Source organism: Streptomyces sp. NPDC020898 (assembly GCF_044333925.1).
Lineage (GTDB): Bacteria > Actinomycetota > Actinomycetes > Streptomycetales > Streptomycetaceae > Streptomyces.
This window is the reverse complement of record NZ_JBIRRV010000008.1, coordinates 1-23,097: the sequence shown is the minus strand read 5'-3', so window position 1 is coordinate 23,097 and position 23,097 is coordinate 1. Positions and strand designations below refer to the sequence as shown.

Here is a 23,097-nt window from a genome sequence, read left to right as displayed (position 1 = left end):
TTCGGGTTGCAATGCCTATGGGCGGCGGACCGCTCCAGCCTACGTCAGACGGGTACACGGACCGACGTCAGGCCGCGTACGCCCCCATCAGCAGTCCCACGAAGGCGCCCGCGACAAGGAACGGTCCGAACGGGATCGACGTACGGCGGCCGGCCCGCCGCAGGACGACGAGCGCGAGCCCGTACAGCCCCCCGAACAGGAACCCGGCGAAGGTGCCGAGCACGACACTCCCCCAGCCGTACCAGCCCAGGACGGCCCCCAGCCCGAGGGCGAGTTTCACATCGCCGAAGCCCATGCCGTTGGGGCTGATGAGGAACAGCACGAAGTACGCGCCGCCGAGCGCCAGGGCGCCCAGCAGGGAGGTGAGCCAGTCGCCCGCGTGTTCGGGCAGCAGCGCGGCCACGCCCAGGAGGACGAGGGCGGCGGCGGCCAGCGGGAAGGTCAGCAGGTCGGGCAGCCGCTGCACCCGGAAGTCCACGACCGCGAGCAGCACCCCGACGGGCGCGAGCAGCAGCCAGGCCCCGAGCTCGGGCCGGGTACCGGTCGCGACGGCGAGGGCGGCACAGACGAGCGCGGTGGCGAGGGCGAGGAGGGGAGTGCTGGGCCCGTACGACGACGTGCTTTCGCTGTACGAGGGGGCTGCCGCGCCCGGTGCGAGGTGCCCGCCAACCGACTGGTCCCTGGCACCCGTACCGGCGCAGGCCGCGCACCGCGCCCAGCCCACCCAGCCGCCGAGCGCATGCCCTCGCGGGCACCGGTCCCGCCAGGTCTCCTCGGGCGGGACGGAGAAGCGGTAGGCGGCGCGGGGCAGCAGCGTCCCGGCCGCCGCGCCCCACAGCGCGGCGACGGCGACGATCAGCTGGTCGATGCTCATCCCACGGCCGCGGCGCCGTCGCGCCACGTGGGCAGCAGCTCGTCGAGCAGCGCCTCGGTACGCGGCGGCAGGCCGCGCGCGCCGCTGCGGCGGATCAGGTCGGCGGCGAGCTGCTGGAGCTTGTCGGTGTCGCCGGTCGTGTGCGTGGCGCGCAGGAGTTCGTGCCACAGCCGCTCGTCGCCAGGGGCGGAGTTGAGCGCGGCGGTGAGCGCCTCGATGGCCCGCTCGGCGCGGTTCTTCACCAGGTGGAACTCGGAGAGGGCGAGCCCGATGTCCGCGACCAGCAACGGGAGTTGGGCATCGATGATCTCGTGCGTGAGCCAGCCGTAACGGCCCTCGGCACGGTCGGCGAGCAGCGGCCCGCGCACCAGCGCGAGCGCGTCGGTGAGCAGCCGCCCGCGTACGACCCGGCTGTCGACGCCCCTGCCCTGCGTGGCCTCGTGGTAGAGCGAGCGCAGCACATCCAGGTCGGACACGACTGACTTGGCGAGCGTGAGCCGCCCGTTGGCGTCGGTGGCGAGGCGCGGGGTGCCGTCGGGGTCGGTCCCGAGCCAGACACGCAGCCGGTCGAGCAGCGCCTCACGTACGTCGTCGGTGACACCGCGCGGCCAGAGCGCGGAGGCCAGTACCCGCGGGTGCACACCTTCGCGGTGCAGCAACAGCAGTGCGAGCGCCTCGTGTTGGAGCGGGCTGCGCTCGCCGTCCGGGGTGTCGAGGCCGATGATCTCGTACGGGCCCACGAGCCGGGCGTACACCGCCGGCCGTCCCTGCTCGCTGATGTCGACGAGGAAGGGGGGCGCGGTCGCCGGTCCGTCGGGAGTGCGCTCGGGGTCGGCGGCGGTGAACAGCTCGACGACCGCCCGCTGCTGGGCCAACGGCAGTACCTGGGCGTCGAGTTCGAGCCCGAGCAGGGGCGCGAGAAGTTTGCCCTCGCCGGTGATCTCCAACTCCCAGGCGGCGCCCGGCAGATCACCGCTCTCCGTGCCGACGAGATATCCGATGCCCAACCGGCTTGCGTCGGCGGCGAGTTCGGCGAGCTTGACGGCGTCCTCGCCGCTGGGTTCGGCGGCGAGGAGAACGAGGTGCGGCGCCCAACGGGTGTGCTGGGCAGGCCCGGTACGACCGGTGAGCACGGAGTCGTGCCCGGCGGCACCGAGCGCGCCGCGCCGCTGCCGTGTCTCGGCCTCCATGGTCTCCACGAGGGCCTCGATGTCGTCGAGGTGGCGCAGCCGGCTGGGGGCGAGGGGGGTGAGGTCCTGGCCGAACCCGACGAGGGTGATGGTCATGCGGTCGGACCACCCGTTGGTGGCCAACTCGGCGGCGACGGAGGCGAACACGGCGGCGCGGTCGGACTCGCTGCCGGTCAGGGAGACGATGCCGGGCACCGATTCCAGGTTGAGCAGCAGCCGCGAGTCGTCCATGGTCCCGAGGCTGACGAGCCCCGGGTAGGGAGCGGCGGTGTCGACATCCCCGTACCGCTCGGCGTCGGTCCGGGCCAGCAGCCAGAAGGTCTGGTCCTGCCCTAGCTGCCACGGGGCCGGCGGCCTCCCGGCGGGCTGCGCGAGCTGGAGGTGCAGATCACCGTTGCTGAGCCAGGCGGCGTAGACGGTGGGGAGGGGCCGGGACTCCTCGGCGAGAGAGGCTGCGAGACCGCGGAGCGAGAGGTCCAGCAGGCGTACGCCTTCGGGGTCGGCGCCGATGAGGAGGGCGTCCTGGGCGTCGGCGGCGGCACCGGTCGGCGTGGGCGGCTCCATACCGCGCCGCCCGCCGACCGCACCGAGCGCCGACTGCCACAGGGCCTGACGGCGTCGGCGTCCGAGAGCGAGGAGGAGACCGGCGGCGAGGAGGGGGGCGCCGACGAGGGCTTCGGGGAGCCCGAACGAGAACCCGGCGTCGGATTCGGCGGACACCTCACCGGACGCGGTGGCGTGCTGCTCGTGCTGTACGGCGGGGGTGGCGTGGGAGCCGCCGGGACCCTGCTGGGGGAGGCTGATGCGCGTGGTGCGGTTGTCGAGGGAGGCGGAACCCTGCTCTGCGCCGCCGCCCTGGGCATGGTCGCCGCCGGCCTTGGCGTACGCGTTGATCTGCTGCTGGACCTGCGAGGAGACGGCGGGCCCGGCATCGGGAGTGGCGGCGCCGGTCATCTCGACGAGGTCGCCGCCGCGGGCGTCGCCGGGCATCTGCATGATCCAGCCGGGCCGGATCAGACTGGCCTCGGACAGCCGCGAACCGTCGGGCTGCACCCGGTCCTTGTTGAGCTGGTAGATCTCGCTGTACCGGCGGCCGTCGCCGAGGTGCCGTTCCGCTATCTCCCAGAGGGAGTCGTGGTGACGGCCCTCAGGGGGCTGAATCCGGTAGTACTTGGTGTCCTCGGCCTTGACCGAAGGACCCCCGACCTCCGCGTGGCTCGCGGCATCGGCGGCCTGCTGGCCGAGCGCGGCGGCGGTGGCGGCCGCCTGTTCCTGCTGCTGCGCGAACATCCCGCTCAGCGAACCGCCGGGCGTGGCCTGCGCGGAGGCGACGGTGCCCTTCTGGTTGTCGTCGTAGCTGTTCCCGAGCTGCGAGAGCCCCGGTGTGAGCGAGGCGGCCGTGGCACCCACGAGCAGGAGCGCGGCGACGAGCTGGCGTGCGAGCAGCTGACTCGGCCCGGCGCCCGGCACCCGCCCCGGCATCCCGACCCCGGACAGCGCGGCCTTGATCTCGACGAGCACACACGCCGTGAACTGGGCCCAGGCGATCCACACGATGACCCCGAGCACCCCGAGGAACGTGTTGACCGTGATCTCTTCCTGCAACCAGTCCAGGGACGGCGACCCACCCGGGAACGGCCAGCCGACCGTCACGGCGAGCGCGTAGGGCACACCGGCGAGCAGGACGACGAGGGCGACGAACGCGAGGAACGCCTTGACGAAGTCACCGAAACTGCGCCGCCGCCTCGGCAGAGGCTGCGGAGTCCGGTTCCTCGGCGTCGGCGAGTTCCCCGGCCCCGGCGAGCCTCCGGTCCGGCTGCCCGACGGGCTTCCCGTCCGGTTTGAAGTGCTGCGTCGCGGCATGGCGGGTGTCCTGGGTTCGTGTCGTGTGGGGTGGGAGGGAGATAGGGGGTGCGGTGTGTGATGTGGGGTGCGGTGTGGGGGTGTGCTGAGCCTATCGGGATCTTATTTCGGGCGTGGAGGCCTGTGGAGGGCCGGGTTGGGGAGGCGGTGTCCGGGGGTACGGAACTCGCCCGTTATCGCCCACCGAGTCCGAGTTGAGGGTGAGTGGAGAAGGCCGACACCCCTCGGCACACGTACCGTTCGCAACCGCGACGACACACTCCTCACGGTCCCCACACAATCCCCCGGCGGCACGCGAATGCCCTCTACGTGCCCCTGATAGCTTCGTTCCCTGCCGTATACACACGTCCAACTCCGGGGGAGATCAACCGTGGCCCGCCGCGCCCTGTCCATCACCGTCACCACGCTCACTGCAACAGCGGCCCTGCTGCTCAGCGCCTGCGGCGGTGGCGACGACTCCTCGCCGGATGACATCAAGGGGGCGGATTCGGGGGCGGGGAGTGCTTCGGCTTCTGCTTCGGCGTCGGCATCCGCGCCATCCGGGGTGAAGCGTCCGGCGATCACGCTCCCGGCCGACTTCCAGCTGACGTTCGAGAACTGGACGAGCAGCGACCCCGCCGAGCAGGCCGTCCTCACCGACGCCAAGGAACAGCTCCGGGCCGGATACGCGGCGATCATCGCGAACGAGCCCGACGGCGGCGAAGCCCTTGCCTTCTACGACACCGAATCCGGTCTTTCCCAGGACCGGCAGTGGATCAAGTCGTACACGGGCAAGGACCTCACGGTGTTCGGCAAGCTGCCCGCGTTCGATCCCAAGGTCACCATCGGCGGCAACAAGACCTCGGCGTCCCTCTCCTACTGCACCGACGAGAGCAAGGCCTACTCGAAGAACCGCAAGACCGGCCAGGTCGAGGGAAACCCTGCTGGGACGGACCCCGAGATCTTCTACATCGCCAGCCTGGCCAAGAGCGAACAGGGCGTCTGGCAGAACGTGTCCGTCCGTTCGGAGAGGGGCGCCTGCTCGTGACGAGGCATCCTCGCGGATGGCCGTCTCTGGCAACCGCGTCGCTCGTCACGATCGTTCTCACGTCGACGTCGACTCACGCCGTCGGAAGCGGTGGGGTCGGTCGGCCAACCGGTGATGCGTCAAACTTCCCGACGACCGGATCAGGGCCGGTCGTCGGCAAACAGGCCCTCCTGGTCGTTCACTTCATACGCGCGGTCACGCCAGATTCATTCTTGGCCCAGTTCTGTGCCGACGCGGACCTTCTGACGGACGGGTTCCGGCACCTCGATCCCCCGCCAGTAGAAGAGGCGCAGGATCACTCTCTGCGTGAGGCCCGCCCGGAAACCCTCCTCGAAGCCCTCGCTGAATGCCTGCTCTGCGGCCTCCAGCCACGCTCGGCTCCGCGGACTCGTGCCAGATGTGGAGAAGCGGCTTTCACGGGGTCCGGTCGTCCACGATACTCCCGGCGGCCTCGTCAGGTTCGATCGTCCTCGCCAACGAACAAGTCCTCTGCGGCAGTCGCATGGACCGCCCGCTGGGCCCAGGTCTTGAGCTGCTCCAGGTCCGTGCAGGCCTGCACCCGCTCCCGAACCGCATCGGGCACCGGGATGCCGCGCCACTCCAGAATGCCGAGGGTCATTCTGGCCCCCTCCTCGACCCGGCCCTCTTCGCGCACCTGTTCCGCCAGCGGGTGCCGCCAGAAGTAGTTGATCGCCGTCATCAGGTCCCTCCAGATCTGTTTCGCCCGGGGGTCAGCCAGGCATGAATCGACGAACTGCACGAAAACAGCCGCGCTCTCGGAATCAATGGTCCGCAGAGCGACAGCCAGGGATTCCAGTATGGCGGCGGACTGCGGGCCCCTGCCATGTGTCATGGCCGAGAGCACCGCGAGCGGTACGTCCCGTTCCGCCTCCCGCTCGTTCGCGATGACCGGCACGTTCTCCGGGCCCAGCACGAGCGGCCGTACCGTGAGCGAGTGCCAGCCGGGCAGGCCGAGCCGGATGGGCTCCGCCGCCCACCGAGCCGTTGCCGCGCTCTGGGTGATGACGATCAGCACCGGCTCACAGCGGTACTTCGCATACAGGAACGACAGGTAGTACGCCCAACTGCCGCGCTTGTCCTCGTCCTTCTTCCCCTGCGACTCCACGACCAGGAGATAGGCGCCGTCGTCCGTCTCCACCCGCAAAAGCGTGTCCACGCGTCGCTCGATGGGCTCGACCTCCGTCAGGTCCGCGTTCAGCACCGCAAAGTCGCGCGGCTCCGGAAACGGGACATGCAGCACGCCCTGTAAGGCACGCGTCAGCAATGCCGGATCCTTCTGGAAGATCCGGTGCAACGCCTCATGCGACGAGCCGACCATCCGCTCTCCTTTCCATCTTCTGTTCGGTGCGATCAACGAGCTATGCCGCAACGAGGTCACCCCACACGTATTTGCCTCGCCGGCCATGCCTGGTCAGCGGCTGCCAGCCCCAGTGGTCGGAACAGGAACTGACCAGGGCGAGTCCGCGCCCTTCTTCCGTGTGCGTGAGCTGCGTCAACGCCTCCGATGAGGGCGGCGGTGTAGGCGGTTCGGGATCGGCGTCCCACGCCCCGACCCGCAGGAAGCCGTCGCGCATCCGCAGGCGCAGGGCCACCGGGCCCTTGGTGTGGCGTACGGCGTTGCTGACCAGTTCGGCCGCGAGGAGCTCGGCGACGTCGGTGAGGCGGATCAGGCCGTGCATCGTGAGGATGAGGCGGACGGTACGGCGGCAGACGGTGACGGCGCGGAAGTCGTGGGGGATGTGGAGGACGTACTCCCACGGTTCGTTCGCGGTGGGGGCGTTTCCTTCGGTTTCGGGCATGCGTTGACTCCGTTGGTGGGGAGGGGAGTTGGCTTGCCGCTGAGGGCGCCGGGGGTGGCAGTGCCGCAGCCGTCATGGCAGGACGGGGCGGTGCGCTTCCGGGGTTCCGGTGATTCCGCAGCGTGTGCGTCGCGATACCGACGGTATTTCCTAACTTTAGGAATGTGCAACCCGTTCCCGTACGCTGACACCCGAACGGGGCATACAAGCGAGGCAGTTGGATCGAGGAGGAATCGGTGCCGCCGAAGAGACATCTCACGGCTCGCAGAGTGCGTCTGGGCACCGAACTGCGCAAACTGCGCGAGGCAACGGGTATGAAGGCCCGCGAGGCCGCAGCACTACTCGGAGCCGACTCGGTCCAGATGAGCCAGATCGAGTCCGGCGTCGCGGGCGTGAGCGCCGAACGCGTACGCCGCCTCTCAGCGCACTACGCCTGCACGGACGAGGCGTTGGTCGAGGCGCTGGCGGCGATGGCGACCGATCGCACACGCGGTTGGTGGGAGGACTACCGGGGAGTCCTGCCCCCGGTGAACCTGGATGTGGCAGAGACCGAGCACCACGCGACCTTCCTGCGCGAAGTCGTCATCACCCACGTTCCCGGGCTCCTCCAGACCCCGGACTACGCCCGCGCCGTCTTCGGGTACATGCGCCCGGAGCTACCGGAGAGCGAGTTGGCACCCCGGGTGGAGCACCGCATGAGGCGGCGCACGGTTATCGAGGGCAACGCCCCCACCCCGTACGAGACGATCGTCCACGAGTTCGCCCTACGCATCCGCGTGGCCGACCGCCAGGTCTCCCGTGCTCAACTCCGGCAGATCCTGGACCAGATCGAGCAGGGGCACGTCGCCCTGCGCGTCATTCCCACCGATCAGGACGGCTTCGGTGGTGCGGGCGCCTCAATGATGTACATGGGTGGCCCCGTGCCCCAACTCGACACCGGGTTCCGGGACGGCGCATCCGACACCGCGTTCATCGACGTAGAACCTCAACTGAGCACGCTTCGAACGCTTTTCCGTAAGGTGGAGGAGGCGACGCTGGACCCCACAGCGTCCCGGGATTTCATCCACCGGCTGTCGAAGGAACTGTGAGGCACGCCCCATGACCCAGTCCCTGAACTGGCGGAAGTCCACCTTCTCCAGCGGCGCCGAGGGCAACACCTGCGTGGAGATAGCCGACTTGCGCGCCCGCATCGCCATACGCGACTCCAAAGACCCAAACCACGGCTCGCTCACCTTCCCACCCCGAGCCTTCACCGCGTTCGTCGAGACACTCAAGGCCGACACTTCACACACGGCCGTCTGACCTCACGTCGGCCCAGGAACGGTCTCGGACCACGAATAACCGCGCGGTGACGAGGGTTGGCCCTCCGTGTCACCACAGCGGCACGGTCGTCGCCCGCCCCTTGGGGGCCATCGCCTTGGCCGGCTCACTCCTCGTTGAACTCCTTCTTGACGCAGACCTCGCCGGGACCGTTCCAGCACAGCTTCATCAGATACGCGGCCGCATAAGGGACAACGTTGTAGTCGAAGTAGTCGCAGCCGGCATCGCCGCCGTCCGCCTTCGTCTCCTTCAACTGCCACCCGGCCTGGTACATGTAGAGCTTGCCGGTGACACCGTGTCCGTCGGCTCGTGTGTCGCATACGCGGAAGGTGTCGGGGTCGGGGTCGAGGTGGGTCATGGTGCCGATGGTGTGCCCGCCGCGCTTCAGTTTCAGCTTGGTATCAGCCGCGCCGGCGGGGGCCGTCGCACCGACGACAAGGGCAAGGGCTCCGGCCACCGCGACGGCGCCATGAGCCACTCGATACTTCCGCATCGCATCTCCTGGGTGATGTGTTTCACGTACTCGACGACGACGTCGCCCAGCAGGTCAACGACAAGGTGGAGACCCAGGAAACGAAGGGCAACGGCCCTTCACCCCACCTCGTTCTCCGCCACAGCCTCACCCCGCACCGTCACGTCCCCGCCGTAGAACAGCCCCGTGAACACCGGCGAGTACGTCAACTGCACCTCGACCTGCACCTGGTCGGCGTCTGCCGCCACGCAGTGGGACGCTGCCGTGTCCGCCACGGACATGTCCATCTCCTGGGCGAAGGCCCTCACCCGGGCGTCGCAGTTCTGGAAGTTGATCGGGGCGCCGCCGGCAGCGTTGCCGTAGAGGGCTTCCAGGTCTATGTCCTGGGCGGCGTAACGCGCCGCCTGTTCCGCGATGTCCGCAGCTCGTTCACGCTTGGAGATGGACAGGCCGCCGTCGATCACGAAGGCGGAGAGGGAGAGGAACAGAAGGGCGAAGATGATCACCGCACCGGCGCCCGAGCCTCGGTCGTCCAAGCGGGCCCACCGACGCTCGGACCAGTCACGTACGGCAGAGGGCACCCTCAGTGGCAGCGTCACACCGTCCTCCGGAACGGGTCCAGCGGTGAGCTGAAGCTCGCCGTCAGCGTCGTGGGGATGTCCAGGCCGAGCATCGCCAGGCCCCGCACCTCACAGCTCACCTCGACCGTGAAGATGGTGTCGGCCACGAAGCCGGCGCTGGTCTGGGTCACCGTGACGGGGCCCGCGCAGATGTCCGTGAGGTCGGCCTCCGCCGCCTTGTTGGCCTCCGCCATCGCCGTCGCGTGATCCTTCTGGATCGATCCGGCCCGGGCCGCGTCCCGCGCCGCCCCCTCGATCGCCCCGCGCCCGTCGACCAGTTGCCCGAAGGCCACCAACACCAGGATGAACATGATCATCACCGGGGCGAGGATGACCACCTCGATGGTGGACAGACCCCGGTCGCCCAGGTCACGCCTGAACCGGTCACCCCGGAGAGGGAACGGGCTCATCAGTTCCCCCCCTCCTGTACAAACCGCTCCACAGGCCCCATCGACTGCGCGTGCACCGTCAGATCGAACCCCGGGAACACCATGGGCACCCGTGCCGTGATCTCCACGCCCACCGTGTTCTGCTCCGGCTGGAGCATCTCCACGTTCGGCGACAGGACCAGCGTCGGGCCCAGCTGCTGGATGTAGCTGTCCACCACGTCCTGCGCCTCGCCCCGCCACGCGCCCGGCTGGTCGTGCGCCATGGCCCGAGCCTTGCGGGCACCGGCCTGGGCCGCCGCCTGGGCCACGTGGTCGGCGAAGGAGTACAGCGCGAACTGCACCGTCGCGAAGATCATGAAGAAGAGTACGGGCGTGAGCAGCACGAACTCGATCGCGGTCATGCCCGAGTCGGACGTGCCGGAGTCACCGCGGGCGGACGCCGACTTCCGTGCGGCCTCCACCCTGCGGCGTACCCATCTGCCTGCGCCACCCACGAGCAACCCCGTCAACTCGACCCCGTACACCCCGTTTTCGTACGTGCGATCAGCAGGTGCCGGTCGCCTTGGCGCCCGCGATGCAGTCGCCGACCTTGTTGGCGCCGTCGCTCAGCGCGGTGTTGATGATCGCGGCGACGACGCCGACGATCGCCACGACGACCGCGGAGATGATGACCCACTCGACCGCGGACGCACCGCGGTCCAGTTCGCCGGAGCGGGCGCGCTGCACCCGGCCCTGCAGGAAGGTGACCAGGAAGTCCATTGCCGGGATCCCGGTGCTGAAGTTCCGTCCGTTCATGGTGGGTTGTCCTTTCGAAACGAATTTTGGGGAGTGGCAGTACTGGAATCAGTGCTGGAAACGGCTAGACCTGGAACACGCGCATCGCCGCCGGATAGATCAGGAACACCAGGAACCCGGCGCACAGCAGCAGCTGGGCCACGAGCATCGACTGGGACTTCTCGCCCGCGCTGCCCTCGATCTCCGCCAGCTCGCGGTGCCGCATGGTCTCCGCGCGTGAGGCGAGCGAGTCGCGAACCTTCGCGCCGTCGTCCGCGACCAGCGCCAACGAGGTGGAAAGGTCCTTGAGTTCCTCGACGCCCAGTTCCTCGCCCAGCGCACCGAGCGCCTGCCACTGGCTGGTACCGGTGATACGGGCGTCGTTCAGCGCGTTGCGGATGCGCTGTGTCGCCCAGCCGTCAGAGATGTCCGCCGCCGCCATCAGCGCCTCCGGCAGACCCCGGCCACCGGCCAGGCTCATCGACACCAGGTCGAGGTACGCCCCGATCACGCGCCGCAGGTCGCGCCGCTTTTCGGCCGCGTCCCGCCGTACCTCCAGGTCGGGGAGGAAGAAGAAGATCAGCGCGAAGAGCAGGGCCATCCAGACCGGGATGGCCGGGCTCTTGCCGATGCCCAGCGTCCAGACGATGGCGAAGAGGAACGGGCCGAAGAACAGACCGGCCGCCCCCAGCAGCACCTTCGTCGCCAGGAAGTTCTCCCAACTCCGGTCCAGGACGGCCAGATCGGCCCGCAACGAGCGCTGCTCCCAGCCCTGCTGGAAGTAGACGTCCGAGACGCGAGCGCCCACTTGGGCACGGAACGAGCCGATCCGGCCGGCGTCCTTCGTGCGATGCGCCGACTCGTACGCCGCTCCCCTCGCCCGCATCGCGTCGACCCGCGCGACCTGCGAGACCGCACTCCGCTTCGACGGCATCAACGCCCGTACGAGCACGTAGATGCCGAGGCCGAGTACCGCACCGACCACTACCGGCATGGTCAGGTCGTTCATCGACGTACCCCCTCTTCAGCCCCGTAGGGCGCCGGGCCCGGGGCTCCTTGGGCGGGTGTCCGGGACGGCCGTACGAACTGCACCGACGGGTCGTCCCGTACCAGGAAGCGTTCGGGTGTCTCGATGGTCGACAGCTTGCGCAGCCACCAGAAGCCGAGCGCGAACAGGCCGCAGACACCGGCGAGTACGACCTGACCGATCGGTGTGCCGTACGGCTCGACGAACTCGCGGTTGAAGATGGCGAGTCCGAGGACGAAGCCGACCGACACCACGACAACGATCTGTACGGACCGCCGAGTTGACGACCGCTGCGCCATGACGCGCTGCCGCATGTCGACCTCCTCGCGCGCCGACTTTGCGAGTGCGCCCAGGACTTGCCGCAGACCCGGCCCGCGCAGCCGCGCGTTGAGGATGAGGGCGGCGACGATGATGTCGGCGGACGCGTCGTTGATCTCGTCGGCGAGCTGCTGGAGCGCGTCGGGGAGAGGGGTGCGCGAGCGGAGCCGGTCGACCATCGCGTCCAGGTGCGGACGCAGTACCGGGGCCGCCGCGCGCGCCGACGCCGGGATCGCCTGCTCCAGACCGACCGCACCGGCGATCGTGTCGCGCAGCGACTCCGTCCAGGAGGCGAGGGCCTCCACGCGCCGCATGCCGGCCCGTTCCTCCGCCGCGCCTCCGAAGAGGCGGTCCCAGAAGAAGACGAGGACACCGGCCGCGATACCGGCCACCGCCCACCGGGTGAGCACCAGCACGGCCAGTCCGACGAGGGCGGCGAGCGAACCGCGCTGCCCCACGAACCGCATGAGTTCGTTGGCGCGCTCGCTGGCCTTCTGCTTCTCGTGCTCCGGCTTGGCCGGCAGCCCGCGGATCGCGATCGCGAGCAGCGCGAGCCCGCCGCCGACAGCGATGCCGGCCACGAGCGAGTACAGGACCTCGGTGGAGAACAGACCGCCCATGGAACCGAGCGAGCCGGCGGCCGCCGAGTACGTGTCCCCGTACGAGTCCCCGTAGGCATGCATATTGCTGTACGTCGTCATGGTCACCCCCAGTTCCCGCCGGGCAACCGGTACCCGTGCGCGACCAGATCGTCGAGGCAGGAAAGGGGCGCGTGCGGCACGATGCGGCCGTCCGGGGTCTCGGCGAAGACCTCGCTGGACAGCACCCGGCCGTCCACGCCGTTGACCTCACGGACCGAGGTCACCATGCGCTGGAGCTTGCCGCCCGTATGGAAGTTGTTGCGCCGCTGGATGAAGACGACGAAGTTCACGGCGCCCGCGACGAGCATCTGGCTGGCCTCGATGGGCAGCCGCTCCTTCGCCTGGAGCGCATACGTGGAAATACGGTTGAAGACCTCGTGCGAGCTGTTGGCGTGGATCGTGGAGAGCGAGCCGTCGTTGCCCTGCGACATCGCGTTGAGCATCGTCACGATCTCGTCGCCGAGCACCTCACCGACGATGACGCGGGAGGGGTTCATACGCAGCGACCGTCGCACCAGCTCGGCCATCGAAATCATGCCCTGGCCCTCGGAGTTGGGCAGCCGCTCCTCGAACGCCACGACGTTGGGGTGGAGTTCGGGAAACTGGTCGAGCCCCAGCTCCAGCGCGCGCTCGACGGTGATGAGCCGCTCGTGCGGCGGGATCTCGTTGGCGAGGGCCCGAAGCAGCGTCGTCTTACCGGCGTTGGTGGCGCCCGCGATCATGATGTTCTTCCGGGCGCGCACGGCACAGGCCATGAAGTGCGCGACTTCCGGAGTCACCGTCCCGTTCCCGACCAGGTCGGAGATAAAAACCTTGCCCATGCGCGCACGACGAATCGAGAGCGCCGGGCGTCGCGTGACATCCATGACGGCCGACAGTCGCGACCCGTCCGGCAGCCGCAGGTCGAGCTGCGGATTGGCGGAGTCGAAGGGCCGGGAGGAGAGCCCGGAGTAGGCGCCGAGCACCTGGATGAGCTCGATGAGCTCCTCGTCGGACTCGGCCACCGGGTCACCGGCGACCTCACGTCCGTCGGAGTAACCCACGAAAACCTGGTCGTACCCGTTGATGTCGATGTTCTCGACGTCGACGTTGTCGAGCAGCGGCTGCAGCCGCCCGACCCCGAACAGCGCGGCGTGCACAGCGGCCGCGTACTGCTCCTCGGTCTCGGCATCCAGCGGCGTACGCCCGGCGTTGATCTCCGTCCGGGCGTAGTCCTCCAGTATCTGGGCTATGACGGCCCGCGCGTACTGCCGCTCGTCCTCGCCCGACATCGGCGTGACGTTCGAGGTCTGATCGAGCCGACGCTGATCGGCGATCCGGTCACCGGCGTCCTGCCGGAACCGCTTGACCAGCGAATGGTCGACTACGGTCATCGGCCGGCTCCGGCATGGCCGGAGTAACCGGTCTGCTGGCCCGGCTGGGCGTGCGTCTGACCGGGCATGTACCCGGCGGCCTGACCCTGACCCTGTACCTGACCGGGTACGGACCATGCGGCGCCGTACTGCTGGTACAGATCCGAAGTCACCTTGCGGGCCGACCTGATGAGCATCGACTTGTCGAGCCGCCCGCGCTTGCGCCCCGCCAACTGCTCGGCCCCGGCCGGGTCTTCGGCGAGCGTGCCGACAACTCGGGCGCCCGTCTGGGCGTGTACGAGCATGTCGTTGACCTGGTTGACCAGCTTGCCCGAGTTGTTCGGGTCGGCGATGAGGACGACCCCGATGAGGGGTGTGGCGAGGCTGGCGGCGCCGCGCGGACCGCCGTGCAGCTTGGTGGAGAGGGCGGCGGCACGGTCGCGCACGCGCGCGATGGCTTCCGGTTCGGTCCGCGAGATGAGCAGCACCAGCGCGGCATGCGGAAACAGCTCGACGACAGGCGTGTCCCCGCTGATCCGTCCGCAGTCGGCGATGACGTCGGCGGGCGCGTTCGGGGAGTCGGCGAGCTGCGCGAAAGCACCGCCGAGGGTGCCCCAGAGGCCGGCGAGCCCGGCGGCCTGCTCGGCGATGCCGAGCCCGACGAGCACTTCGAGCCCCCCGCTCAACGGCTGGACGTGGTCCCAGAGTTGATCGGGAACGAGCCCACGCCGGGCGGTCGCGGCAATCGACAGCATGCCGGTGTTCGGGTTCAGCATCCCGCCGTGCGCGGCGGCACTGCGGTAGATGAGGTCCCCGCCGGCCGGATCGGCCTCGGCGAGCAGCGCCCGCCGGGGCCAGACCGCCGCGAGCGCGACGGCCGCGGTGGTCACGCCGGGGGAACCCTTGTCGGCGGCAAGAACGATGAGCGCCATGGTTCTGGGGCCGCCTTCAGCTGCTGGGGATGAGCACGAGGGCCACCGCGCCGGTGGCAGCGGCCTGCGCGAGTTCGGCGGCCTTGGTGCTGTCGACGGTGAGGGTGACGGGGAGGTTGGTACTGCTTATTACGTCACTGCCATCAGAGGTCTTTACGTCGCTGACCTTCGCCTTGTCCACGATCAGACTCGTGCTGGCGCCGGACGAGGAGGAGTCGCCGGAACCCGTGCTGGAACCGGTACCGGTGGCAGTGGAGTTGACGCGGTAGGCGGCGACCATGTCACCCTGCTTGAGGCCGCTCGGGTACTGGCCCTGCTTGAGGGAGAGCCCGACGATGGCCTGCCCGGCGGCGAGGCCGGTCGCGCCGGTGAACATCTGCCCGACGGGGACGACCCCGTCAGGGATCGCACTGACGGCCTTCAGCTTCATCAGGCCTGTCAGTTGCTCCCACGGGATGTAGTCGATGCTGTCGTCGGCCGCGACCAGGACAGCCTCCGTGTTGGCCTTGGTGACGGACCCTCCGGCCGGGATCGGTTTGGTGATCTTGACGACCTCGATCCGGTCCCCCGCCCGCAGCACGAGCATCGTCGCGCCCAGCGCGCCGACCAGGATCAGAAGCACCGCAAGAGCGGCAAGAGCCGGTTTGCGCTCGCGAGGCGGTGCCGGGAGCCGCTCACCGGTCATGGGCTGAGCCGGTACCGCGGAACGGCCGCCGCCCGCACCCGTACGCTCTTGGATCTTCACGCAACAGCTCCCCGTACACCCAAGAAAAATTCTGCCAATTTAAGTGCTAAATAGGACACTTCACGCGCGATGCATGCGATACGCCCTTGCCGGACGTACCGCCCGACCTGGCCAATTAGCCAGCGCTGGAGTGAGTGTCAAGCCATGGCACCGTATCAGCCGCACATAAGCCCCTCAAGGCGCGTTCTGGATCGTGAACAGCGCGAGACACAACGTTACTCACCTGCAACTACGTCCGCACGCTTCCCCGTTGGGCACAGCGATCTACGGACGGCACCTACTGTGCAACCGCGAATCCATTGCCTTCCCTGCGCCTCATCCACTCCGCACCCGGCACCGACCGCCGCACGAGTCGGTCATGAGGCCTGCACGATTTGCTCACGCGACGGTGGAACCACCGTGCCATGATCTTGCATCAAACTTTGATCGCAGGGATGACCAGGACGACCAGGACGACGCCACGGCAAACACCGTCCGCACCGGTCACACCCCCCGCACTCGCCGAACGCACACTCACCGGCCGAAACCCGAGGAACTCCCCCCGATGCAGCGCGCCGCCCTGACCCTCACCGTCACCGCCCTCTCCCTCGCCGCACTCACCGCCTGCTCCGGCGGCGACGGCAACACGAACACGGCGGACAAGCCCACGGCGCCCGCCTCGGCCTCGCAGGCCAAGCAACTGGGCCCGGCCGAACGGCTCGCGCAGCTCCTGGTCACCAAGGCCGAGGCCGTCGACTACACCGTCAGGGAGCCCGCCGAGGGCGAAGCCCTCGCTCAGTCCCAGGACGACATGAGCGTCGACAAGCCCGACTGTGCCCCGCTGGCATACGCGATGAACGAGCTCCCCGTCGGGGACCCGAAGGCCTCGCTCGTGCGCGTCGCCAACGGGCCCGACTCCATGTTCACCCTCATCACGCTCGCCACCTACGCCGACGGCAAGGCCGAGGCCGCGATGAAGGGGCTCACGGCAGCAGCGGACTCGTGCGGCGGCGGCTACACCGCAAAGTCGACCTCCGGGGCCACCACCACATACGGCTCGGTGACCGTGGAGACCGCTCCCGCCGGTGGCGACGAATCCCTGGCCACCGCCGCGACCTTCCAGCACCAGGGGGTCACGCAGACCCTCCGCACACAGACCTTCCGCTTCGGCGACACGATCGCCAACTACTTCTCGCTGGACAGCGGCAGTCTGGTGCAGGGCCGACAGGGCCAGGCCAAGATCCCGGCCGCCCTCGTCAAGGCACAGAACGCGAAGCTTGCCTGACAGGGCACGCCGGTTGCGGGAGGATCCGGGCGTCGTCGCCCGGATCCCGGCCTCAAGAGAGTGAGGACAACCCGTCCAAGAACCGCCCTGGAGCCGAGATCAGCGCACCGCGAAGCGACAGGTTCCGTGTGTACACGCCCTCGAAGAGGATCGCGAGACTGATGTCCACGGAGTCCACCGCCCCGTGAGCCGTTCCGGAAATGCTCTTCGGGTCTGACGCGCTGGAACGAGCCATGACGATCCGGGACTCCGGGCGTTCCAGCACGTGATGCCGCCGGTTTCCTTCCTCCCGGTATCGGTACTCCCGTCCCACCGCCCAGATCTTCAGAGCCCGGCCTCCCCTGCTCATCCGCAAGGTCTTCCGGCTGAAGGACGCATGCTGCCCCGCCACGCTCAGCTTCCCTTCGGCCAAGCGGGGCCGGCCACCGTACCGAATGCTTTTGAAGGAGGACATGGGAATGTTCTCGCCGGTCACCGCGGCACCAATGATCCCCCTGGGTTCGGACACCTCTACGACTTCCAGGGCAGGCAGGGTCAGTTCCACGAGACCCAGCTGCCCTACAGGGCCACGCCAAAAGGTCACGTGAGCCTGTTCCCGCGAGGTAACGGTGTTCTTGTACCGCTCGAGCTCGAACCTGAATTCAGCCACAGTCATCTCACACTCAGTCATCTCGCGCTCAGTTGAATCACGCCTAGTCGAACCAGCCACCGATGGTCTTGCCGACGCTCTTCGCGCCGTCGGCGAGCTTGCCGGCTCCTTCGCCGATTTTCTCCCCTGCCCAGGCTCCGGCGTCCGCGACCTTTCCAGGGAACTTCTTGACGGTGTCCCAGTTGTCGACAATGGTTGCGACACCATAGACCGCACCGGTGACCACCGCCGCGCCGATCGTGATGGGGTTGGGAGCGATCATCGCCGCCGTGAGGGAGGCGTTGAAGGCCACGCCGGAGACCTTCGCCACGTACCCGGCCTTGTCCCGCTTGAAGGCATCGACAGGGTTTCCTTCCTGCACCAGGTCGACGGCACCGATCACCGTGGACACCGCGCTGCCGCCGACGCCTGCCGCACGCCACCAGCCGGCGGTACGCAGGGCGGTCCCGGCTCCAGACGCGAAGGCCCCGAAGCGGCTCGCTCCGGTAGCCCTGCTCAAGTTGGAGGCGTTCTGGCCGACCTTGAGCAGGTTCGCCTCCCAGGCCCACTGCTTTCCCGAAAGGGCGGCGAGACTGTCCTTTCCGGTCAGTACGTCGAGGATCGGAGCGGGAGTACGTGACCCGATGGTCGCAGCCAGAGAACGGATCTGTGAAGGAATAAGACGGGACGTCGACTGCCCCTTCAGGAGCTGGGCGAGTGTGGTCCCAGGCGCCTTCAGGAATTCGACCCTGCCGGGATTCTTGAGGCTTTTAAAGTACTTGACCAGTTGGAGTGTGCCCGCCGCCGTCATCTTGAACGCGCCCGGAACTGTGGAGGCCATCGCTGTGATATCGATGTAGTCCCCGACCACTTCGCCGAGGTTCTTGTCATTCGTGATCTTGGCGACGCCATCGGACTTGATGCGCTGGATCCAGTCCGAGAGCGTCTCGCCCTTCTGCCGTTCCAGCCACTTGGTATCGAACTTGTCGCCGTTCGCGACGGAGGCGTTCGCGATCAGCATCGCGTCGGGCGGAAGGTTCGCGCCCTTCAGTTCCTCGGCGGTGAAACCCGCGTACAGAGCAGCAGCCTTAGGATCGCCTTTTTCCGCTCGCAGAATAGCCGAACGCCGCCGAAGGTCGACCGCCGTGTCATCGGTCCAGGCACGTATGGGTTTGAGGGCGCTCAGCTTGTCGGTGACGCCGAGCTGGGACGCACGAGTGAATGCCTCGTCCAGTTTGTCCCGCAGTTGGCCTCTGCCGTCGAGCAGTCGGGCCAAGTGTTCCATGTCCTCCGGATTGGCCATGCGCTTGGAACTGTCGCTCATTTTTTCCCCGTGGTGATCAAAGTGATACGCGAAGTGTGGATCTCGCGATCAGCTGGACTCAAAACAGCATGGAACGCCGAAGAACCAACCAACCTCACCCTTATGCAGACTTCGCGGCGAGCTGGCTCCCGTCCGGCAGCAGATCCGTGATCAGCTGCCAGAGTTCCTTGGCCGAGGTGCGCCGCACCTTCAGCTCGCTGCTCGCGTCCACCTGACCGTCGACGACCGGCTCGGCGGGCAACTCGCGCAGCCAGTACCCCTCAAGTCCGCAGTCCCACACGGCCAGCGCGGAGACGGCCGCTCCGCCGGCGTTCAACTTGGGGCCGTCCCCCTGCCAGACCACGGTCATCCGCCACATGCAGTTGAGCTGGGCCAGCACCTCGGCGAGCCGCACCGGCGACCCGACGACCCCGGCCACGGCCTCCGGCTCCTCGAACTCCCCGGCCTCCATACGCGCGATCACCTGATCCAGCGCGCCCATGGTCGAGACGATCTCCTCACCGCTGTCGGTCGCGTCCGTGAAGTCGCGATGCAGATCCACCATCCTGGCGAGAGCCCATACGAGCGTCTCGGGTTCGGCGGGTGTGTACTCCGACTCCTGGTCGCCCGGCCAGCACTCGTGCGTGAAGATGAAGTCGTCGCCGACGACGGCCCCGTTGCTGGACACGCCCTGCGGGCCGGTCATCTCGACCCGGGCGATGACTCTCGGTTCCATCAGCGTGGCGACGAGCGGGTACAGATCGGCCGAGATCTTGTCTTCGGCATCGAGGATCCCCGCCTCCTTCAACTCGGAGTGCGCCTGCGCCAGTTCACCTGGAACCTGCCCCTCCTCCACAAGGAGTCCCAGCACACTGACATGGGAATCGGACAGCCGCAGCCGACGCCGAGCCGTATCAATGGAAGGCATTCTTTCCTGTCCCCCTGCAATCAGACTGCGATCAGAGATCGTTGAGCCGGTTAGAGATCGTTGAATCGGTTGAGGAACCGTCCTGGCAGCGACACCAGCGCACCGGACGCCGAGAGGTTCCGCGTGTACACACCCTCAAGGACGAGCGCGATGCTGATGTCGAGGGCGTCCGCATCGCCCACACAGGTCCCCGAGATGGTGCGCGGATTCGTCCAGCTCGAGCGGCTCATCCGCACGCCCGCACCGGACCGCGTCAGCTGGTGACTGCGCTTACCGCCCAACTGGGCATAGGTGTACGTGCGTTCCTTGACCCGGATCCGGAGAGCTCGCCCCTTCTTTCCGGGCCACCACACGCTCCGGGAGAGTTCCGCGGTGTCCCAGTCGAGGCGCAGTTCGCCCCGGGCCAGCAGCGGACGCCTCAGGAAGCGCAGCCCGAGGTACGTGGTGAGCGGAAAGCCCTCGCCGCTCACCGCCACCTCGCAGTACTCCGGCGGGTGGTCGCCGTGCTCCGTGGGAAGGGCCAGCTGGATCTCGCCGAGCCCGTTCACCTGGCCGACCCACGAGAAGACCTCGCCACGGGCCCCTTCGGCAGATGCCGAACGTTGCAGCTCGAACGAAACCCCACTCATACGCCTGACACCTCCCGCTCCTCCACCGCCCAGGCCGAACCGCGCCGACCGAAACCCGACGCCATAGTAAAGGGAGGGCAATGGGAGCAAACGATCGGCCTCTCACAGCAACTCACCCCCGCTCCGGCGCAGATGGAGACGAGGACGAGGCGGAGCCAGGGGACGAGGCGGAGCCAGGACAGCGACAAACCCTAGGATCGGCGCCTCTGCCCGGCGTAGAAGAGGGCTGAACCGGCCGTCAGGAAGAGTCCAGCCGTAATCCCCAAGCCGAGGACATCAGGAGTTCGGGCACCGGGCCGCGCCTCGATCCAAGGGCCGAGCGCTCCCTGCGGATCTCTGAAGAGGACGACCTCCTGTCCCACCTCGAACTGGCCGTAGCAGTTCTGCTGTTGCGACAGATCGCGCGCCGTCCCGGTCGTGTCGACGACCCGGCAGACGGCCAGCTGAGTGCTCCTCTTCACCCCTCGGCGCTCCCCCGTGTCCGCGACCACGGCGTGCACCCGCTCACCGAGCTGCTTGATGTACGTCTCATAGAACGCGGGCCCGGCGAAGAAGGGGAGCGCCAACGCGGCCACGGACGCGAGCGTCGCCGCGCCCGCGCGATGCCAGACACCGCCCGCGACGACAGCGGCGGTGGCTGCCACGGCCAAGGTGACGACGACTCCGGCCCACATGCCGTAGGAGTACTGGCCCAGGACCCCGGCGGCGACACCCGTCACCGGGATGAGGAGGGCCCACTTCAGCGTGTTGAGTGCGTGACCCGACGCTGAGGCCGCGGTCGTGTGGTCGGCGGGCGACTCGGTCTGCGCGACCAGCGGCATCTCGTACATCTCCATCGTCTCCGTGCGGACCCGCTCCCCGCGAGTCCATCGTTTGCAGACACTAAACGGAAGCCGGGAGACAGGAAATGAGTACCCGTACCCATGCGGGCGCCCTACCGCACCGTGCACCCTCTTGACCATGCAGATGAACACGCAGCCGCCCAGCCTGCTTCCGCGCCGACGCCCCGGCAAACCTGGCGCGATCATGCTCGGTGCAGCACTGTGGGGCGCCACTGTGTTCTGCACGCTGTACGTCGTCGCCCCATGGGCGTTCGGGATGCTGCGCTGCGCTTTCAACCTGGTACTCGTGGCCTCGGCGGGGATGTTCGGTGTCAGCCTTCACCGTGAGTTCGGCGTCCCCAACGTCCTGCTGGCACCCATGACTGTCATCATCAGCGGATCACTGTGCGCCATCGCGTGCTGCTTCTCCACCGTACGAGCACTTCCGCGCAGCCACCGTGCGGCAGCCTTGGGTGGCTGCGCACTGCTCGCACCGCTCCTGGCGACCCTCTGGATCGTCTGGTCGTGAGCCACCTCCTCCTGAGCCACCTCTTCGCCGCCGGCCCCGTCCGAACACGATCAGGACACGGAACTGTCGATTCCAACCGGCTAGATCCCCAATTGCCCCCTTCGCTGACGGGTTCGCTCTGGCGAAACCAGGAACCACACCGCTAGCGTCATTGCCCTTGACCTCGACCAACCCTCGCCCCACCGGGAGCCGACCGTGAACCGCCGTTCCTTGCCCGTTGCTGCCGCGCTAGCCGCAACCGCAGCCCTGTTGCTGACGGCGTGTGGCAGCGGGGATGACAAGTCCAGCAACAACGACGAGATCGCCGGAGCCGACGCCGGTGGCTCGACACCCTCGGCATCGCCGAGCCCGAGCACCTCGGACTCCATCGAGCGGCCTGACATCACGCTCTCCGCCGACGCCAAAGACGTCTTCGAGGCCTGGAAGACGGGCGACACAACAGAGGACGCGGTTCTCGCGGATGCCGCACGCGCGCAGACCGCCATGAACAACGCCATCCTCAAGGGAAATCGGACACCGCGGGCCTGACGTTCTATTACCAGGGCGAAGCCCTCACGACGTCCGTCAAGTGGGTACAGAAGTGGCTGGATGCCGGGATCACCTACACCGGGACCACACGCTATTACAGCCCGACCATCAAGATGTTTGATGCAAAGTCCGCCGGCGTCTCCTTCTGCGCTGATGAGAGCAAGGCGTACAACAAGGACCGCAAGACCGGTCAAGTCGATAAGTCACCGGCCGACAACGACTCGTACGTGCTGTACAACACCCGCCTGGAGAAGAGCGAGCAAGGCGTCTGGCAGACGACCAGCGGTACGTCTGTGCGGGGGAGCAAAACATGCGTTCAGTGACTAGGGCTCGCACTCTCACTGCCGCTGGGACGCTCGCCACGGCCTGCGTACTCATCACTCCCACCTTGGCTTTCGCCAAGGACCCGGGAGGGTCGCAGTTCGACGTCGAAGGCAGCAACGAGAAGGACAGCGGGCAGACCCTGGAGTCTCGCATCGTCTTCACCGGCCCCACAGGAGGTTCGGGGAACGGAAGCTCCGGAGGGTTCACACCCGTCGGCGACTGGTCTCCACCCGCCTGCTGGTACGAGCCCAAGTGGACACCTGCCGAGTTCGCCAAGGAGTTCCAGAACGAATGGAACATTCCCCACTCCAGCGGAGTGGGGGAGGCATACGCCCTGGCCCAGGACCATTACAAGAACGGCAACCCGTACAAAGACTTCAACGAGTCGGAGACGGGCAAGGGAATGTGGTGGGACGCGGTCCGGGACACCTCGCGCGAAGAATCGGGTGACCCCGCTGCCTTCGCCTGCGACACGGCCACGTTCTGGGTGGAGAACGGCGAGACACCTGACGTCGAGAACGCTGTGACTCCCGAGATACTCGCTGAAATCGCATACAACAGGATCAAGGTTCCCGACACCAAAGTCACACTCGCCCCCGAAAACATCACCAAGGTCAATCTCCCCACCTGGGCATGGCTCGATCAGGCTGAGTTCAAGGAAGTCTCGGTCACCGCATCACTCAATGAGCCTTTTCCATCCTCAGTCTGAGCTGGCCAGTTGGAGGGTGAGGACAGCTTGGACGAGGCTCGTGATCCGGGTCGTCGAGCATCGGAGCTTG

27 protein-coding genes are annotated in these 23,097 nt (G+C 67.9%); 8 read left to right on the top strand and 19 right to left on the bottom strand.

All coding sequences use genetic code 11. The features are described 5' to 3' along the window. Nucleotides 1–67 precede the first annotated feature (67 nt). Together ACH4TV_RS24955 and ACH4TV_RS24950 are read right to left on the bottom strand one after the other, a co-directional pair. Nucleotides 68–874, bottom strand: coding sequence for a prepilin peptidase (locus tag ACH4TV_RS24955; protein WP_398401701.1), 807 nt, complete (start codon nt 872–874; stop codon nt 68–70). After that, nucleotides 871–3,927, bottom strand: coding sequence for a BTAD domain-containing putative transcriptional regulator (locus ACH4TV_RS24950; protein ID WP_398401699.1), 3,057 nt, complete (start codon nt 3,925–3,927; stop codon nt 871–873). Before ACH4TV_RS24950 ends, ACH4TV_RS24955 begins: the two co-directional genes overlap by 4 nt. 370 nt (nt 3,928–4,297) lie before the next feature. Here ACH4TV_RS24950 and ACH4TV_RS24945 point away from each other — a divergent pair, with 370 nt between their 5' ends. Next, nucleotides 4,298–4,954: a hypothetical protein gene (locus tag ACH4TV_RS24945; protein WP_398401697.1), complete on the top strand. Its 657-nt coding sequence runs from the start codon at nt 4,298–4,300 to the stop codon at nt 4,952–4,954. 454 nt (nt 4,955–5,408) lie between these two features. Here the strand turns inward: ACH4TV_RS24945 and ACH4TV_RS24940 are convergent, their stop codons facing one another. Together ACH4TV_RS24940 and ACH4TV_RS24935 are read right to left on the bottom strand one after the other, a co-directional pair. Continuing rightward, nucleotides 5,409–6,293 (bottom strand): hypothetical protein, encoded by an 885-nt coding sequence (locus ACH4TV_RS24940; protein ID WP_398401695.1) that lies wholly within the window; start codon nt 6,291–6,293, stop codon nt 5,409–5,411. Nucleotides 6,294–6,333: 40 nt separating this feature from the next. Continuing rightward, nucleotides 6,334–6,774 carry an ATP-binding protein gene (locus tag ACH4TV_RS24935; RefSeq protein WP_398401693.1) on the bottom strand — a complete coding sequence of 147 codons (441 nt, stop codon included), beginning with the start codon at nt 6,772–6,774 and terminating at the stop codon, nt 6,334–6,336. A 236-nt stretch (nt 6,775–7,010) separates the two neighbouring features. Between ACH4TV_RS24935 and ACH4TV_RS24930 the strand changes: the two genes are divergently transcribed. Then, complete coding sequence (locus tag ACH4TV_RS24930) at nt 7,011–7,862, top strand: helix-turn-helix domain-containing protein (RefSeq protein ID WP_398401691.1); 852 nt, start codon at nt 7,011–7,013, stop codon at nt 7,860–7,862. A gap of 10 nt (nt 7,863–7,872) precedes the next feature. Next, nucleotides 7,873–8,076: a DUF397 domain-containing protein gene (locus tag ACH4TV_RS24925; protein ID WP_398401689.1), complete on the top strand. Its 204-nt coding sequence runs from the start codon at nt 7,873–7,875 to the stop codon at nt 8,074–8,076. A 124-nt stretch (nt 8,077–8,200) separates the two neighbouring features. Here ACH4TV_RS24925 and ACH4TV_RS24920 read toward each other — a convergent pair whose 3' ends face one another. The 10 genes from ACH4TV_RS24920 to ACH4TV_RS24875 all read right to left on the bottom strand — a co-directional run bounded on the left by ACH4TV_RS24920 (nt 8,201) and on the right by ACH4TV_RS24875 (nt 15,364). Beyond that, the gene (locus tag ACH4TV_RS24920; RefSeq protein WP_398401688.1) at nt 8,201–8,587 is read right to left on the bottom strand and encodes a hypothetical protein; all 387 of its coding nucleotides are present in this window, start codon (nt 8,585–8,587) and stop codon (nt 8,201–8,203) included. Nucleotides 8,588–8,685: 98 nt separating this feature from the next. Beyond that, nucleotides 8,686–9,147 (bottom strand): pilus assembly protein TadG-related protein, encoded by a 462-nt coding sequence (locus ACH4TV_RS24915; protein ID WP_398402320.1) that lies wholly within the window; start codon nt 9,145–9,147, stop codon nt 8,686–8,688. Between the two features lie 14 nt (nt 9,148–9,161). Beyond that, nucleotides 9,162–9,596: a TadE/TadG family type IV pilus assembly protein gene (locus tag ACH4TV_RS24910; protein ID WP_398401686.1), complete on the bottom strand. Its 435-nt coding sequence runs from the start codon at nt 9,594–9,596 to the stop codon at nt 9,162–9,164. Beyond that, the gene (locus ACH4TV_RS24905) at nt 9,596–10,069 is read right to left on the bottom strand and encodes a TadE family protein (protein WP_398401684.1); all 474 of its coding nucleotides are present in this window, start codon (nt 10,067–10,069) and stop codon (nt 9,596–9,598) included. The genes ACH4TV_RS24910 and ACH4TV_RS24905 overlap by 1 nt, the downstream gene beginning before the upstream one ends. A 49-nt stretch (nt 10,070–10,118) precedes the next feature. Beyond that, nucleotides 10,119–10,370 (bottom strand): hypothetical protein, encoded by a 252-nt coding sequence (locus tag ACH4TV_RS24900; RefSeq protein WP_398401682.1) that lies wholly within the window; start codon nt 10,368–10,370, stop codon nt 10,119–10,121. A gap of 64 nt (nt 10,371–10,434) precedes the next feature. Then, nucleotides 10,435–11,358 carry a type II secretion system F family protein gene (locus ACH4TV_RS24895; protein WP_398401680.1) on the bottom strand — a complete coding sequence of 308 codons (924 nt, stop codon included), beginning with the start codon at nt 11,356–11,358 and terminating at the stop codon, nt 10,435–10,437. Continuing rightward, nucleotides 11,355–12,395 (bottom strand): type II secretion system F family protein, encoded by a 1,041-nt coding sequence (locus ACH4TV_RS24890; RefSeq protein ID WP_398402318.1) that lies wholly within the window; start codon nt 12,393–12,395, stop codon nt 11,355–11,357. Before ACH4TV_RS24890 ends, ACH4TV_RS24895 begins: the two co-directional genes overlap by 4 nt. Nucleotides 12,396–12,397: 2 nt before the next feature. Then, a complete protein-coding gene (locus ACH4TV_RS24885) occupies nt 12,398–13,708 on the bottom strand; it encodes a CpaF family protein (RefSeq protein WP_398401678.1) in 1,311 nt (436 codons plus the stop codon). Then, the gene (locus tag ACH4TV_RS24880; protein ID WP_398401677.1) at nt 13,705–14,619 is read right to left on the bottom strand and encodes a hypothetical protein; all 915 of its coding nucleotides are present in this window, start codon (nt 14,617–14,619) and stop codon (nt 13,705–13,707) included. The genes ACH4TV_RS24885 and ACH4TV_RS24880 overlap by 4 nt, the downstream gene beginning before the upstream one ends. Nucleotides 14,620–14,635: 16 nt before the next feature. Next, entirely contained in the window at nt 14,636–15,364 is a 729-nt protein-coding gene (locus ACH4TV_RS24875) for a hypothetical protein (protein WP_398401675.1), read from the bottom strand. A gap of 544 nt (nt 15,365–15,908) precedes the next feature. Between ACH4TV_RS24875 and ACH4TV_RS24870 the strand changes: the two genes are divergently transcribed. Then, the gene (locus ACH4TV_RS24870; RefSeq protein WP_398401673.1) at nt 15,909–16,628 is read left to right on the top strand and encodes a hypothetical protein; all 720 of its coding nucleotides are present in this window, start codon (nt 15,909–15,911) and stop codon (nt 16,626–16,628) included. Between the two features lie 52 nt (nt 16,629–16,680). Here the strand turns inward: ACH4TV_RS24870 and ACH4TV_RS24865 are convergent, their stop codons facing one another. From ACH4TV_RS24865 to ACH4TV_RS24845, 5 genes are all read right to left on the bottom strand, one after another. Continuing rightward, the gene (locus ACH4TV_RS24865; RefSeq protein ID WP_398401671.1) at nt 16,681–17,172 is read right to left on the bottom strand and encodes a hypothetical protein; all 492 of its coding nucleotides are present in this window, start codon (nt 17,170–17,172) and stop codon (nt 16,681–16,683) included. A gap of 148 nt (nt 17,173–17,320) precedes the next feature. Then, nucleotides 17,321–18,580 (bottom strand): mucin-2, encoded by a 1,260-nt coding sequence (locus ACH4TV_RS24860; protein ID WP_398401669.1) that lies wholly within the window; start codon nt 18,578–18,580, stop codon nt 17,321–17,323. Between the two features lie 100 nt (nt 18,581–18,680). Then, nucleotides 18,681–19,430 (bottom strand): hypothetical protein, encoded by a 750-nt coding sequence (locus tag ACH4TV_RS24855; RefSeq protein ID WP_398401667.1) that lies wholly within the window; start codon nt 19,428–19,430, stop codon nt 18,681–18,683. Between the two features lie 107 nt (nt 19,431–19,537). Then, on the bottom strand, nt 19,538–20,116 hold the full coding sequence (locus ACH4TV_RS24850; RefSeq protein ID WP_398401665.1) for a hypothetical protein: 579 nt from the start codon (nt 20,114–20,116) through the stop codon (nt 19,538–19,540). Between the two features lie 191 nt (nt 20,117–20,307). Next, nucleotides 20,308–20,952, bottom strand: coding sequence for a hypothetical protein (locus ACH4TV_RS24845; protein WP_398401663.1), 645 nt, complete (start codon nt 20,950–20,952; stop codon nt 20,308–20,310). Between the two features lie 124 nt (nt 20,953–21,076). On the opposite strand from ACH4TV_RS24845, the gene ACH4TV_RS24840 reads away from it, so the two are divergent. From ACH4TV_RS24840 to ACH4TV_RS24825, 4 genes are all read left to right on the top strand, one after another. Next, nucleotides 21,077–21,466 (top strand): hypothetical protein, encoded by a 390-nt coding sequence (locus ACH4TV_RS24840; protein WP_398401661.1) that lies wholly within the window; start codon nt 21,077–21,079, stop codon nt 21,464–21,466. Nucleotides 21,467–21,661: 195 nt separating this feature from the next. Next, nucleotides 21,662–21,994 (top strand): hypothetical protein, encoded by a 333-nt coding sequence (locus ACH4TV_RS24835; RefSeq protein ID WP_398401659.1) that lies wholly within the window; start codon nt 21,662–21,664, stop codon nt 21,992–21,994. Between the two features lie 113 nt (nt 21,995–22,107). Continuing rightward, nucleotides 22,108–22,317: a hypothetical protein gene (locus ACH4TV_RS24830; RefSeq protein ID WP_398401657.1), complete on the top strand. Its 210-nt coding sequence runs from the start codon at nt 22,108–22,110 to the stop codon at nt 22,315–22,317. A 65-nt stretch (nt 22,318–22,382) separates the two neighbouring features. Then, complete coding sequence (locus ACH4TV_RS24825) at nt 22,383–23,027, top strand: hypothetical protein (protein ID WP_398401655.1); 645 nt, start codon at nt 22,383–22,385, stop codon at nt 23,025–23,027. Nucleotides 23,028–23,097 lie beyond the last annotated feature (70 nt).